Annotated in this window: 8 protein-coding genes; 2 read left to right on the top strand and 6 right to left on the bottom strand. The window is 55.5% G+C overall.

Annotated elements, in window-relative coordinates:
• The first annotated feature begins 364 nt into the window (after nucleotides 1-364).
• Complete coding sequence (locus tag K7B04_RS03205) at nucleotides 365-3,325, top strand: glycoside hydrolase family 38 C-terminal domain-containing protein (RefSeq protein WP_223803476.1); 2,961 nt, start codon at nucleotides 365-367, stop codon at nucleotides 3,323-3,325.
• A 111-nt stretch (nucleotides 3,326-3,436) separates the two neighbouring features.
• On the opposite strand, the gene K7B04_RS03200 is transcribed toward K7B04_RS03205, so the two are convergent.
• From K7B04_RS03200 to acs, 4 genes are all read right to left on the bottom strand, one after another.
• Nucleotides 3,437-4,732 carry an ABC transporter substrate-binding protein gene (locus K7B04_RS03200; protein ID WP_163447524.1) on the bottom strand — a complete coding sequence of 432 codons (1,296 nt, stop codon included), beginning with the start codon at nucleotides 4,730-4,732 and terminating at the stop codon, nucleotides 3,437-3,439.
• A gap of 287 nt (nucleotides 4,733-5,019) precedes the next feature.
• Complete coding sequence (gene actP / locus K7B04_RS03195) at nucleotides 5,020-6,669, bottom strand: cation/acetate symporter ActP (RefSeq protein ID WP_163447523.1); 1,650 nt, start codon at nucleotides 6,667-6,669, stop codon at nucleotides 5,020-5,022.
• Nucleotides 6,666-6,980: a DUF485 domain-containing protein gene (locus K7B04_RS03190; protein ID WP_064546705.1), complete on the bottom strand. Its 315-nt coding sequence runs from the start codon at nucleotides 6,978-6,980 to the stop codon at nucleotides 6,666-6,668. The genes actP and K7B04_RS03190 overlap by 4 nt, the downstream gene beginning before the upstream one ends.
• Before the next feature lie 164 nt (nucleotides 6,981-7,144).
• Nucleotides 7,145-9,103: an acetate--CoA ligase gene (gene acs / locus K7B04_RS03185; protein ID WP_167577102.1), complete on the bottom strand. Its 1,959-nt coding sequence runs from the start codon at nucleotides 9,101-9,103 to the stop codon at nucleotides 7,145-7,147.
• Nucleotides 9,104-9,517: 414 nt separating this feature from the next.
• On the opposite strand from acs, the gene gltP reads away from it, so the two are divergent.
• Nucleotides 9,518-10,831, top strand: a complete 1,314-nt coding sequence (gltP, locus tag K7B04_RS03180; protein ID WP_064546709.1) for a glutamate/aspartate:proton symporter GltP — start codon at nucleotides 9,518-9,520, stop codon at nucleotides 10,829-10,831.
• A 199-nt stretch (nucleotides 10,832-11,030) separates the two neighbouring features.
• On the opposite strand, the gene K7B04_RS03175 is transcribed toward gltP, so the two are convergent.
• The gene (locus K7B04_RS03175) at nucleotides 11,031-11,714 is read right to left on the bottom strand and encodes a tetratricopeptide repeat protein (RefSeq protein WP_223803475.1); all 684 of its coding nucleotides are present in this window, start codon (nucleotides 11,712-11,714) and stop codon (nucleotides 11,031-11,033) included.
• A gap of 92 nt (nucleotides 11,715-11,806) precedes the next feature.
• On the bottom strand, nucleotides 11,807-13,954 hold the full coding sequence (fdhF, locus tag K7B04_RS03170) for a formate dehydrogenase subunit alpha (RefSeq protein ID WP_077625465.1): 2,148 nt from the start codon (nucleotides 13,952-13,954) through the stop codon (nucleotides 11,807-11,809).
• Between the last annotated feature and the right edge of the window lie 164 nt (nucleotides 13,955-14,118).

The raw sequence follows: 14,118 nt of genomic DNA, 5'->3' as shown, positions 1-14,118 counted from the left end.
TTTAAATTGATAAAGTAATTAAATTGGATTTCATGTATTTGTTGAAAAAATAAATTTTGCAGATTTTCGTTTAGCATAAATGGTCAGTTGAAAATTAAATGGTTGGCGACGAAATAGTTATGTTCTGAGCCGGTGGGTGTTTTACTTATGGATTTATGGTCACGAAATTAAAATATTTATTGTGATGGCGCTCAGCGTGAGGCAAGAGAAAGTTGTGATATTGGTCGTTATATCGAAAATGAAATGTGACCGTTAACGACCTTTGACAATAATCACGTTATTTCTGTCGTGGCTCACAGATTTTACTATTTCAAACTTATCTACTGCATTCGATTCTCTCCCTTCTTATATAAAGGACTATCGCATGCTCAGCTTTGATGAAAAATTGCTGCGTGATATTGACTATCAGCTGCAAAAAATAAACGAGAATATCTACACGCCGCGAAGCACATTAACGGTCGAGGGCTTTATCACGCCAGAACCGGTACCTTTTACCCAGCGCCATCAGGGAGAGCCGCACGTGTTTCGCCTCGGTGAGCGCTGGGGCAAACTGTGGGACTGCGCGTGGGTGAACGTACGGGGTGTGGTACCGGAAAGGATATCGGAAGACGAGGTGGTGCTGTTGTTCGACTGCGGCGGCGAGGCGCTGGTTGTCGAAGCCGACGGCACGCCGCGCAGGGGGTTGACCAACGTGGATTCCACCTTTGAACCCAGCCTTGGACAGGCGGGGAAAGTGGTGCTGCAACTGGATGGCGCGCGCGAGATCGATCTGTGGCTGGAACTGGCCTGTAACGATCTTTTTGGATCGCTGCGTAGCGGCGTGCTGGCGCAGGCGCATATCGCAACCTGCAACGTGCCGCTGCGCGATCTGTATTACGACGCCTGGGTGCTGGCCGATCTGCTGAAGTGCCTGGAACGATCCTCCGCCCGTTTTAAGCGAGTGCTGGTGTGCCTGAGCGAAGCGCTCAACGGGCTGACTTGCTACACCGCCGATGCGGTGGCGGCCTGTCGGCAGGCGCTGGCAGTCGAACTGCTGAAGCAAGGCGGCGACCCGACGCTCAGCGTCGTCGGTATCGGTCATGCGCATATCGACCTCGCCTGGCTGTGGCCGATTCGCGAAACCAGGCGCAAAGGTGGGCGGACCTTCGCCACAGCGCTGGATCTGTTAGCGCGCTACCCGGACTATCACTTTGGCGCCAGCCAGCCGCAGCTGTTCCAGTGGGTTAAAGAGGATTACCCACAGCTCTATGCGCGGGTGAAGCGTCAGGTGCGGGAAGGGCGCTTTGAAATTCAAGGGGATATGTGGGTTGAGGCCGATACCAACGTCCCCTCCGGCGAATCACTGGTGCGGCAATTCCTTTACGGACGGCAATTCTTTCTGCGCGAATTTGGCCGCGCTACGCAGATGCTGTGGCTGCCGGACGTCTTCGGTTACAACGCCAACCTGCCACAGATTATGCAGAAGTCTGGTATTGACTACTTTATGACGCAGAAGCTGTCGTGGAACGAGCATAACGCCTTTCCCCACCATACCTTTATCTGGCACGGCATTGACGGCAGCGGCGTGCTGGCGCATATGCTCCCTGAAGAGACCTACAATGGCCCAGCGGCGCCACGCAGCATCCGGCGTATCGAAACGTCCTACCATGAAGCGGGGGTATGCGATAAGGCGCTGATGTTATTTGGTATTGGCGACGGCGGCGGCGGCCCCGGCGAAGAGCATCTGGAGCGGCTGCGGCGAATGAAAAATCTCAGCGGTATTGCGCCGGTCACACAGGGTTATGCCATCGACTTTTTCCACCATATCGCGCAGGGCCGTGAGCGTTATCCTCACTATCACGGCGAGTTGTATCTGGAAAAACATCAGGGGACGTTGACGACGCAGGCGCGAAATAAGTGGTTCAATCGTAAGCTGGAGAACGCGCTACGTGAGCTTGAGCTGGTAGCCAGTCGCCGATGGTTTCACGGTGAAGGGGACTATCCTGCTGCACGGCTTGACGCGATCTGGCGCGAAATGCTGCTGTATCAGTTCCACGATATTCTCCCAGGCTCATCCATTACGCGGGTGTATGACGAATCCGTTGACCGCTATCAAACGCTGCTGGCAGAGGTCGAACAGCTGATTCGCGCCAACCTGACGCAGCGCGGCGCGTTTGTCATTCATAATCTGAGCGGTTTCGATCGCGAGGAGTGGCTGATGCTGGCGGATACGCCGATGCGGGTGGCCGTTCCGGCATTTGGCTATCGGGTCATTGATGAAGCCGTAGCTGCGGTGTTGCCGGATATTATTGCGCAGCCGCAGCGTCTGGAGAACGACCTGCTGCGAGTCGACTTTAACACGCAGGGGCATATTGTGGCGCTGGTGGATAAACAGGCCGGGCGTTCGTTGCTGCAGCCTGACACGGTCGGCAATCGGCTGGCAGTGTATGACGATATCTGCGGCAACTGCTGGGATATCGATATCACCTATCGCCAACGTGAACCGGACTGCTTTGTACTGGTGGACACGACGGCCTATCAGGAAGGCGCGGCGGCGGTGGTTGAACAGCACTATCGCTACGGCCACTCCACCTTAACGCAGAAAATCAGCCTGTTGCCGGGCAGCAAGCGGCTGACCTTTGAGACCCGTGTCGACTGGCATGAAAGCGATAAAATGTTGCGTACCGCTTTCGCCGTCAACGTGTTGAGCGAACGCGTCAGCTGCGATATTCAGTTTGGCAAAATCCAGCGTAGTGCCCGCGTTAACAACGTCTACGATGCGGCGCAGTTTGAAATCTGCGCGCATAAATGGATTGACTATTCGCAACCGGACTACGGCGTGGCGCTGCTCAACGACAGCAAGTATGGGCATTATGCCAAAGACGGCGTGCTGGATCTGAACCTGCTGCGCTCGCAGCGTTACCCGGGGGAGAACGCTGACGCCGGCGAGCACCGTTTTTCCTACGCGCTGTTCCCGCACTACGGTGATGAAGTGGTGGGACTGGTTAACCGGGAAGCGTATCTGTTCAACAATCCGCTGCGAGTATGCACTGGCGAGAAGGGGCAGCCAGAGGCGAGCGGCGCGTCGTTTATCGCCTGTGACTCGCCGCATATCTGCCTGGAGACGGTGAAGCGCGCGGAGAACGCGGACGCGCTGGCGCTGCGCGTCTACGAGTTTGACGGCGTACAGGCGACGACGACGGTCCAACTGCCGGACGGTATTTCGCGCTGCTATATTGCCAACCTGATGGAGGTGGTAGAAGAGGAGATTGCCGTGGCGGAGGGCTGCGTGACGCTGACGTTTACGCCGTTTGAGATTAAAACGCTGCTACTGATGCGGTCGTAAGCGCGTTTAAAAATGGGGGGAGGAGTATTCGCCTTCCCCCTTAAAAGGGGGGCGCAAAACGCACGTACTCCAAACGCCCCCCCGTTTCCCTTTGAGGTGACACCAACGTCGCTAACTCCGCGCTGCAGACCGCTTCATCAATCGCTCAGCCTTGGCGACAAAGTCATCCGCCGCCTGATCCGGCGTCATCCTGCCGTAGTCCATATTCTGCCGCGCCTCCTGGAAGAAGGACTGCATTTTTTGATCTTCCATCCACGAGGTTGCCGTTGATTCCGATTTGAGCTTTTGCGCTGCATTAAACCCGGCGACGGAGGGATTTTCCTCGGTCAGGGTGCCATCGTCGGTCAGCGTTTTCACCGCCATTTTGCTCAGCGGAATGCCGTTTTCCAGCTTGATGGCGGCAATCGCCTGCGGATCGTTAAGCAGGAAATTCATCAGTTTTGCCGCCTCTTTCGGATGCTTTGTGTCTTTGCTGATGGCATAGGTCAGCGACACTTTGAAGTAGGCGCTGGCGTTGGTGGCGCCGGGGTACATCACATAATCGCCCAGCACCAGCTTCGCCGGTGGCGTCAGCTTTGGCGCGTAGTACTGGATCACCACGTTCCAGGTGTAGGTGCCTGCCCATTTGCCGTCCTGCCAGTATTTGGTGTCGATAAAGTCAAACTTGCCGAATGAGGCCAGGTATTTTGGGCCGGGGATAACGTGGTCGCTTACCAGTCGCTGAATAAAGCGGAAGGCTTCACGCCACTGCTCTTGATTCCAGGCAAAGTGATTGCCGTCGGGGGTAAACATAGGCGTATTGTATTTCTGTGACATATAGCAGTTCACCATCAGGAACGTATCCTGATCGCCAAAGATAAGCGGGTAATACTCATCGCCGAGCTTTTCTTTAAACACTTTCCCTGCGGCAAAAAGGTCATCCCAGTTTTTCGGGAAGGCCAGCCCGGCTTTTTTCCAGGTTTCGGTGTTGTAATAAAAACCCGGCACGTTGAGTGAGATCGGAATGGCGTTCAGCTTGCCGTTAATGGTGGTCGACTTTAACTCTTTGGCCGGGTATTGGCTCAAATCAAAGGTGTCGCTGAGCGTGTTGATATCGTAAAAACCGTCGCCGGTGCGGGAAAATATCGGGAACCAGGGCCAGTTAATCTGCATCACGTCCGGGGCAATACCACCGGATATTTGCGTGGTCATCCGCTCCAGATAGCCGTCCCAGCCCATATATTCGGCGTTCACTTTAATGCCTGGGTTGCGTGCTTCAAATGCCTGTAGCGCGTTAAGCATCACCTCGTGCCGTGATTTTCCGCCCCACCATGACATTCTTAGCGTGACGTCCTGCTGGGCGAAGGCGACGCTGGTCGCCAGCAGACTACTCATTCCTATTACGCTGGCACAGATTAGACGTTTCATGAATTATTGCTCCTGTAGGATAGGCGAAATGAATTAATAAGTGTTTGTTTTTGTTATTCACTAATAATATTAGCCACGGGAGCATAGAAATATTTAGCCGAGCGGCAGGGAACAATAAATGCGAATTCTGGCGGGGAAGCGGGAAATAGACGGGGATGGAATGTTCTTCACAACCTGGAAATATTTAATGTGAAGCTGGTGGCTTATTTCGCGCAGGTCGCTGTGATAGATCTCACCTCAGGGGCGATAAACTGTGATCCCCGGCCATAAGGCCGGGGAGGATGACATTAATGCGCACGGCCCTGGTCGATGCCCAGACCGGTCTGCGAACGGATGAACTGCGCGCGGAACTGCTCGCGTTCACGATTACCTTCTTCGGAGTTATCGGTGGCGGAGAAGAACCAGATACCGATAAAGGCGATGGCAATGGAGAACAGCGCCGGATACTCATACGGGAAGATCGCCTTCTCGTGGCCGAGGATCGTCACCCAAATAGTTGGGCCGAGGATCATCAGCACCACCGCTGTCAGCAGGCCCAGCCAGCCGCCGATCATGGCGCCACGAGTGGTCAGTCTTGACCAGTACATGGAGAGCAGAATGATCGGGAAGTTGCAGCTTGCCGCGATGGAGAACGCCAGACCCACCATAAACGCGATGTTCTGATTCTCGAACAGGATGCCCAGCAGAATCGCCACCACGCCCAGCACCAGTACGGTGATTTTCGAGACCTTCAGCTCTTCACGCTCGGTCGCGCCTTTCTTGAAGACGTTGGCGTACAGGTCGTGAGAGACCGCTGAAGCACCGGCCAGCGTCAGACCCGCAACCACCGCCAGAATAGTGGCGAAAGCGACCGCAGAGATAAAGCCCAGGAACAGGTTACCGCCCACGGCATCGGCCAGATGAACCGCCGCCATGTTGTTACCGCCAATCAGCGCGCCCGCCGCGTCTTTAAACGCCGGGTTTGCCCCCACCAGCATGATCGCGCCGAAGCCGATGATAAAGGTCAGGATGTAGAAGTAGCCCATAAAGCCGGTGGCGTAGAACACGCTTTTACGCGCTTCGCCCGCATCGCTCACGGTGAAGAAACGCATCAGGATGTGCGGCAGACCGGCGGTACCAAACATCAGTCCGAGGCCCAACGACAGCGCCGATATCGGGTCTTTCACCAGCCCGCCAGGGCTCATGATCGCCGCGCCTTTCGGGTGCACCGCCATCGCTTCGGTGAACAGATTATTGAAGCTGAAGCCGACGTGCTTCATCACCATAAAGGCCATAAAGCTGGCGCCGAACAGCAGCAGGACGGCTTTAATGATCTGCACCCACGTGGTGGCGAGCATGCCGCCAAACAGCACGTACATCACCATCAACACGCCGACCAGCACCACGGCGACGTGGTAGTTGAGGCCGAACAGCAGTTCGATAAGCTTACCCGCGCCCACCATCTGAGCAATCAGGTACAGCGCGACGACCACCAGCGAGCCGCAGGCGGAGAGCATGCGGATTGGCCCCTGCTTCAGTCGGTAGGAGGCCACATCGGCAAAGGTATAGCGGCCGAGGTTACGCAGGCGTTCGGCAATCAGGAACAGGATGATCGGCCAACCGACGAGGAAGCCGAGCGAGTAGATCAGCCCGTCGTAGCCGGAGGTGTAGACCAGCGCGGAGATGCCGAGGAACGACGCCGCCGACATAAAGTCACCGGCAATCGCCAGCCCGTTCTGGAAGCCGGTAATGTTGCCGCCGGCGGTGTAGTAATCGTTACGCGAACGTACGCGCTTCGACGCCCACCAGGTGATATACAGCGTCAGGACGACGAAAATCAGGAACATGATAATCGCCTGCCAGTTGGTCGGCTGGCGTTCGACCGGGCCGCTCAGGGCATCCGCCGCGCTGGCCGCAAAAGGAAGTGTGGCGGCTAGCGCCGTCAGGACTTTCTTCATGATGCTTTTACCTCGCGCAGGACGGCCTTGTTCAGGCGATCGAATTCATTGTTAGCCCGCCAGACGTATATGCCGGTCAGAACAAAAGAAATCACAATAATGCCGATACCAATCGGAATGCCGCGGGTGACGCTGGTACCCGCGTGCAGCGGCGTGCCAAGCCAGCCTGGCGCGAAGGCGATGAGTAAAATAAAACCGACGTACACCACTAACATAATCAGCGATAAGAAGGTGGCAAACCGTTGCCGTTTTTCGACGAGCTCCCTGAAATGCGCACTACCTTCTATCTGCTGACAAATTTGATCATTCATCACAGAGTCTCCAGAGGTTTTTGAGTCGTGTTTTTTGTTGTGCAAATCAGAACACCGTACTGTTCCTTCTTCCGCAGGAAGAAGGAAAGGGCGAGGGGCGGTGTACGGCGATGACACCCTCACCCCGGCCCTCTCCCGGTGACAGGAGAGGGGAAAGCCTGCTCTTATGACGGCATCGTGATGGCCTGCTTCTCTTCCAGCAGTTTTTCCACCACGCCCGGATCGGCGAGCGTTGAGGTATCGCCCAGGTTGCTGGTGTCGCCAGCGGCGATCTTGCGCAGAATGCGGCGCATGATCTTGCCTGAACGGGTTTTCGGCAGCGAGTCGGTCCAGTGCAGGACGTCCGGCGTCGCCAGCGGGCCAATTTCTTTACGCACCCAGTTACGCACTTCGGTGTACAGCGCTGGCGTTGGCTCTTCGCCGTGGTTCAGCGTAACGTAGGCATAAATCGCTTGGCCTTTAATGCTGTGTGGAATACCCACCACCGCCGCTTCGGCAATTTTCGGATGTGACACCAGCGCCGATTCGATTTCCGCGGTACCCAGACGGTGGCCGGAGACGTTCAGTACGTCGTCGACGCGACCGGTGATCCAGTAGTAACCGTCTTCATCACGACGCGCGCCGTCGCCGCTGAAGTACATGTTTTTGAAGGTGGAGAAGTAGGTCTGTTCGAAGCGTTCGTGGTCACCGAACAGAGTACGCGCCTGGCCCGGCCAGGAGTCGGTGATCACCAGGTTGCCCTCGGTGGCGCCTTCTTGTGGATGACCTTCGTTATCCACCAGCGCTGGCTGCACGCCAAAGAACGGACGGCTGGCGGAACCGGCCTTCAGCTCGGTTGCACCCGGAAGCGGGGTAATCATGAAGCCGCCGGTTTCGGTCTGCCACCAGGTGTCCATCACCGGGCATTTCTCGTTGCCGATCTGCTTCCAGTACCACTCCCAGGCTTCCGGGTTAATCGGCTCGCCGACGGAGCCCAGAATGCGCAGGGAAGAGCGGTCGGTGCCCGCGGTGGCTTTGTCGCCTTCCGCCATCAGCGCACGAATCGCCGTCGGCGCGGTATAGAGAATATTAACCTTGTGCTTATCCACCACCTGGCACATACGTGCCGGCGTTGGCCAGTTTGGCACGCCCTCGAACATCAGCGTGGTTGCACCGCAGGCCAGTGGCCCGTACAGCAGGTAGCTGTGACCGGTGACCCAGCCCACGTCGGCAGTACACCAGTAGATGTCGCCCTGATGGTAGTCGAAGACATATTTAAAGGTGGTTGCGGCGTACACCAGATAGCCGCCGGTGGTGTGCAGAACGCCCTTTGGCTTGCCGGTGGAGCCGGAGGTATAGAGGATAAACAGCGGATCTTCCGCATTCATCTCTTCAGGCTGGTGCTGGTCGCTGGCTTTCTCCTGCAGGTCGTGCCACCACAGGTCGCGGCCTTCATGCCAGTCGATATTGCCGCCGGTGCGCTTCAGCACCACGACATTTCTGATGGTTTTGACGTTCGGGTTTTTCAGCGCGTCGTCGACGTTCTTTTTTAGCGGTACGTTGCGCCCGGCGCGAACGCCTTCATCGGAAGTGATCACCAGGCAAGCGCTGGAGTCGATGATACGACCGGCGACGGCCTCCGGCGAGAAGCCGCCGAAAATCACCGAGTGGATCGCGCCAATACGAGCGCAGGCCAGCATCGCCACCGCGGCTTCCGGCACCATCGGCATATAGATAGCCACCACGTCGCCTTTTTTCACGCCCAGAGAGAGCAGGGTGTTGGCGAAGCGGCAGACGTCGCGATGCAGCTCGCGATAAGTAATGTGTTTGCTCTGAGTGGCGTCGTCGCCTTCCCAGATGATGGCGGTCTGGTCGCCACGTGTCGCCAGATGGCGGTCAAGGCAGTTCGCCGCCAGGTTCAGCGTGCCGTCTTCATACCACTTGATAGAGACGTTACCAGGCGCAAAGGAGGTGTTTTTGACTTTAGTGTAAGGGCGCATCCAGTCGAGGATTTTGCCCTCTTCACCCCAGAACGCATCCGGGTTCGTGACTGACTGGTGGTATTTGGTCTGGTATTGCTCCGGGTTAATCAGGCAGCGGTCTGCAATATTTGCAGGAATAGGGTGTTTGTGAATTTGGCTCATGCTTTTTTTCTCCTTGTAAGATGTTAATAATATGTCTCATAAAAGTTAATAACAGAGGTGTATGGCGCTTTGTTTACTATTTGCGCGGCAGATCACGCAATAATGGAATTGTTCAAATAACGTTCATTTGATTCTTTGAACAAAAATAATTACGGAAGGGGATTTATAGAAAAGTCGCTAATTTTTTTGTTTTTATAACAAAAACTTATAAATAATTATTGGTAGAAATTAGCGGTAATATAGATTTGGCTGGTGAAAAGCTCTGAACTGAAAGGGTTGCATGAGACGCCATGCAGATGATACTGATATTGCGCGTTAAAAACCTCTAAAAGTAAACGCAACACAAATCACCCCCTTTCAAGTGGATACCATTCCCGTATGGCATGGTATTTTTCATTGAGGAAGTTTGCCGTTATGAAGAAAGCACGTGTCAGCTTAGCCTGGCAAATTCTTATTGCCCTGATTCTGGGTATTATTCTGGGTAGTTATCTGCATTATCATAGCGATAGCCGCGACTGGCTGGTTATGAATCTGCTGTCCCCTGCTGGCGATATTTTCATCCATCTGATTAAAATGATTGTTGTGCCGATTGTTATTTCGACGCTGATTGTCGGAATAGCCGGTGTTGGCGATGCAAAACAGTTGGGGAGAATTGGCGCCAAAACCATCATCTATTTCGAAGTGATCACCACGATTGCGATCATTATCGGTATCACCATGGCGAACGTGTTCCAGCCGGGTGCCGGTATCGATATGTCGCAACTGGCAACGGTGGATATTTCGAAATACCAAAGTACCACCGCAGAGGTGCAGAGCCACGCGCACGGCCTGATGGGAACCATCCTGTCGCTGGTGCCGACCAACATCATCGCCTCGATGGCGAAAGGCGACATGCTGCCGATCATCTTCTTCTCGGTGCTGTTCGGCCTGGGTCTCTCCTCGCTGCCGGCGACGCACCGTGAGCCGCTGGTGACGGTATTCCGCTCTATCTCGGAAACCATGTTTAAAGTCACCCACATGGTGATGCGCTATGCCCCTGTCGGTGTTTTCGCGCTGATCGCCGTGACGGTGGCTAACTTTGGTTTCGCCTCGCTGTGGCCGCTGGCCAAACTGGTGCTGCTGGTACACTTCGCGATTCTGTTCTTCGCGCTGGTGGTGCTGGGCATCGTGGCGCGCATTTGCGGGCTGAGCATCTGGATCCTGATTCGCATCCTGAAGGACGAGCTGATTCTGGCGTACTCCACCGCCAGCTCTGAGAGCGTTCTGCCGCGTATTATCGAGAAGATGGAAGCCTACGGCGCACCGGCGTCGATCACCAGTTTCGTGGTGCCGACCGGCTACTCCTTTAACCTTGACGGTTCCACGCTGTACCAGAGCATCGCGGCTATCTTTATCGCCCAGTTGTACGGTATCGACCTGTCTATCTGGCAGGAAATCGTGCTGGTGCTGACGCTGATGGTGACCTCGAAAGGGATCGCAGGCGTACCGGGCGTTTCCTTCGTGGTGCTACTGGCGACGCTGGGCAGCGTTGGGATTCCGCTGGAAGGCCTGGCGTTTATTGCCGGTGTGGACCGTATCCTCGATATGGCGCGTACCGCGCTGAACGTGGTGGGTAACGCACTGGCGGTGCTGGTGATTGCCAAGTGGGAACACAAATTTGACCGCAAGAAAGCGCTGGCGTATGAGCGCGAGATGTTGGGCAAGTTTGATAAAACCGCTGACCAGTAAATAGAGAAAAAGATAACGCCGGGCTTGCCCGGCGTTATTGTTTTTGGGATGGAAGTTGATGAACGTTTTGGTGGGCACGATGTGCCCCCTCTCCCTTTTTAAGGGAGAGGGCTGGGGTGAGGGTTTAACGCCGAATCGACATGCCCCTCACCCTAACCCTCTCCCCAAAGGGGCGAGGGGACCGGTCGATGCAATGTCGTTACTCCGCACTCACCTTATCAAACTCTTCACACCCGGTATCAAACCCTTCCGTACAGCTCAAATTCAGCCACTGTAGCGCCTTCTGTTTGTTTGGCGTAATGAAGCCTTTCTCACCGCTGAGGAACATCATTCCGGCCCAGTATTCTGAGTAGCCAGTGCGCGAGAGCGACGAGCTGTTTTTGAAGTAGTCCGTCGCCTTCTCATCATCTTCTTTCACGCCGACACCGTTGGCGTAAATCAGCCCCAACAGCATTTGTGCGTCAACGGCGAAATCGCTCTCGGCGTTCATCGACGCCTGCTGGAGCAGGGTAATCGCCCGTGGATAGTCGGTTTGCCCTGCCTGGCTGTTGATAAGAATGCGCGCCAGGATAACGTCACCGGCACGGCTGCCCGCTTTGACGGCTTTCTCCGCCAGCGCTTTGGCTTCGGGATAGTCGAGGCTCACGGGATTAGTAATTTTGATCTGCGCCAGCAGGGCGCTGGCATCGGCATCGCCGCCGTCAGCGGCTTTTTGCGCCCAGAATTCGGCTTTACTCAGGTCGCCAGAGCTAAACCAGGTATCGGCCAGATAGTACTGCGCACGCGCATCTCCGGCCTCCGCGGCCTGCTGATACTGGCTGCCCGGCTCTTCCGCGTGGACCGCCAGCGCGGCTAGCCACAACAATGCTAAAAGTCGTTTCATCTTATTATGTAGGTAGTCGAGGAAGTGGGCAGTATAAAGAGATTGGCAGGATAAAAAAACGCCCCCGAATGGGGGCGTTGAAACGAGTCCGCTTAGCCCATTGCGCTTTCGCGCAGGCGAGCCTTCAGCTTATTGTACTCATCAATCACATACTGCTCGGCGGCACGCTGGTCGGCAATCGGCTCAACGTTAACGGCGCAGTACTTATACTCAGGCGTTTTGGTAATCGGGCTTAAGTTCTCGGTTACCAGCTCATTACAGGCCCCAATCCACCACTGGTAGGTCATGTAAATCGCGCCCTTGTTCGGACGATCGCTGACCGCCGCGCGGGTGATGATGCGGCCTTTGCGGGAGTTAACCCACACCAGCGCTTCATCTTCGATACCTAAACGCGCCGCATCGGCGGTGTTGATCTGGGCATAGCCCGGTTCATCCGCCAGCGCCGCCAGCGCCGCACAGTTGCCGGTCATCGAACGGCAAGAGTAGTGGCCGACTTCACGCACCGTAGAGAGCACCATCGGATACTCGTCGGTGAGTTTATCGATTGGCGCTACCCAGTCGCAGGTAAAGAACTGCGCCAGGCCGTTCGGGGTGTCGAACTTCTCTTTGAAGAGATAGGTCGTGCCCTGGTCGGCATCGGAGGTATCGCGGCAAGGCCACTGGATAAAGCCCAGTTCGCCCATTTTCTCGTAGGTGGCACCGTAGAAGTCCGGGCACAGATGACGCAACTCGTCCCAGATTTCCTGGGTGTTGTTGTAGTGCATCGGATAGCCCATACGGGTGGCGATTTCACTGATAATCTGCCAGTCCGTTTTCAGGTCCCACTTCGGTTCTACCGCTTTAAAGAAGCGCTGGAAGCCACGGTCCGCCGCGGTAAAGACGCCTTCATGCTCGCCCCATGACGTAGACGGTAAAATCACATCCGCCGCCGCCGCGGTTTTGGTCATAAAGATATCCTGGACGATAACCAGTTCCAGATCTTCGAACCCTTTGCGCACCGCAGAGAGTTCAGCATCGGTCTGTAACGGGTCTTCACCCATGATGTACGCCGCGCGCACTTCGCCATGCGCCGCACGGTGCGGCAGCTCGCTGATGCGATAGCCGGTGTGCGCAGGCAGGCTGTCCACGCCCCAGGCCTTGGCGAATTTCTCACGGTTAGCCGGATCTTTCACGTACTGATAGCCCGGATAGGTATCCGGCAGCGCGCCCATGTCACAGGCGCCCTGAACGTTGTTCTGGCCGCGAACCGGGTTAACGCCCACGCTAGGCTTACCGAGGTTGCCGGTTAGCATCGCGAGGCTGGTCAGTGAACGTACGGTTTCCACGCCCTGATAGAACTGGGTCACACCCATGCCCCACAGGATGGCCGCGCTTTTCGCACTGGCGTACATGCGTGCGCACTGACGAATTTCCTGCGCGCTGACGCCGGTGATGTCTTCGACAGACTCTGGCGTGTAGCCTTCAACAATCTTGCGGTACTCTTCAAAACCTTCAGTACGGCTGGCGACAAACGCCTGGTCGTACAGGTTTTCTTCAATAATGACATGGCCCATAGCGTTGAGCAGCGCGATATTCGAGCCGTTTTTCAACGCGATATGCATGTCAGCAATGCGCGCGGTTTCAATTTTGCGCGGATCGCAAACGATGATTTTCGCCCCTTTACGTTTGGCGTTAATCACGTGATTCGCCACGATAGGGTGGGAATCTGCCGGGTTGTACCCGAAGATAAAGACTAAGTCAGTGTCATCAATTTCGTTGATGCCGTTACTCATTGCGCCGTTACCGACCGATTGGTGCAGACCTGCAACCGAAGGGCCGTGTCAGACACGAGCGCAGCAGTCGACGTTATTGGTACCAATAACGGCGCGCGCGAATTTTTGCATGACGTAGTTAGTTTCGTTACCCGTCCCGCGTGAGGAACCGGTAGTCTGAATGGCATCCGGGCCGTATTTCGCTTTGATCGCGCTCAGGCGATCGGCCACGTAATTCAGCGCTTCGTCCCAGGAGACGGATTCCAGCTTGCCGCCACGCTGGCGACGAATCATTGGGGTTTTCAGACGTGGCGTCAGGATCTGGGTATCGTTAATAAAATCCCAGCCGTAATAGCCTTTCAGACACAGGGTACCCTGGTTGGTTTTCCCCTGAGCCGCCTCCGCCCGGACGATTTTTCCGTTATCGACCACCAGGTTGATTTTGCAACCTGATGCGCAATACGGGCAAACCGTGACGACTTTTTTCATCGGTCTCGCTCCAGTTAATCAAATCGCGCATACGCGCTGTCGCCCTCAGTATGCATCTTTTATGCCACTTTTTTATTGTGGGCATTCCCTGATATTACGGGTGATTTTTGGTCAAAACCCTGACGAAAAACAGGCTGTCGTCATATTTGACGTGTCGAAAGAAA

The sequence above is a fragment of the Kluyvera sp. CRP genome, from assembly GCF_019930565.1.
GTDB lineage: Bacteria > Pseudomonadota > Gammaproteobacteria > Enterobacterales > Enterobacteriaceae > Kluyvera > Kluyvera georgiana_A.
Note: the sequence above shows the minus strand (reverse complement) of the source record. Positions and strands in the feature narration are given on the sequence as shown.

Excerpts from the sequence above, each read along its gene's own strand:
- K7B04_RS03205 (WP_223803476.1), top strand. The coding sequence starts at position 365 with ATGCTCAGCTTTGATGAAAAATTGCTGCGTGATATTGACTATCAGCTG.
- K7B04_RS03200 (WP_163447524.1), bottom strand. The coding sequence starts at position 4,732 with ATGAAACGTCTAATCTGTGCCAGCGTAATAGGAATGAGTAGTCTGCTG.
- actP (WP_163447523.1), bottom strand. The coding sequence starts at position 6,669 with ATGAAGAAAGTCCTGACGGCGCTAGCCGCCACACTTCCTTTTGCGGCC.
- K7B04_RS03190 (WP_064546705.1), bottom strand. The coding sequence starts at position 6,980 with ATGAATGATCAAATTTGTCAGCAGATAGAAGGTAGTGCGCATTTCAGG.
- acs (WP_167577102.1), bottom strand. The coding sequence starts at position 9,103 with ATGAGCCAAATTCACAAACACCCTATTCCTGCAAATATTGCAGACCGC.
- gltP (WP_064546709.1), top strand. The coding sequence starts at position 9,518 with ATGAAGAAAGCACGTGTCAGCTTAGCCTGGCAAATTCTTATTGCCCTG.
- K7B04_RS03175 (WP_223803475.1), bottom strand. The coding sequence starts at position 11,714 with ATGAAACGACTTTTAGCATTGTTGTGGCTAGCCGCGCTGGCGGTCCAC.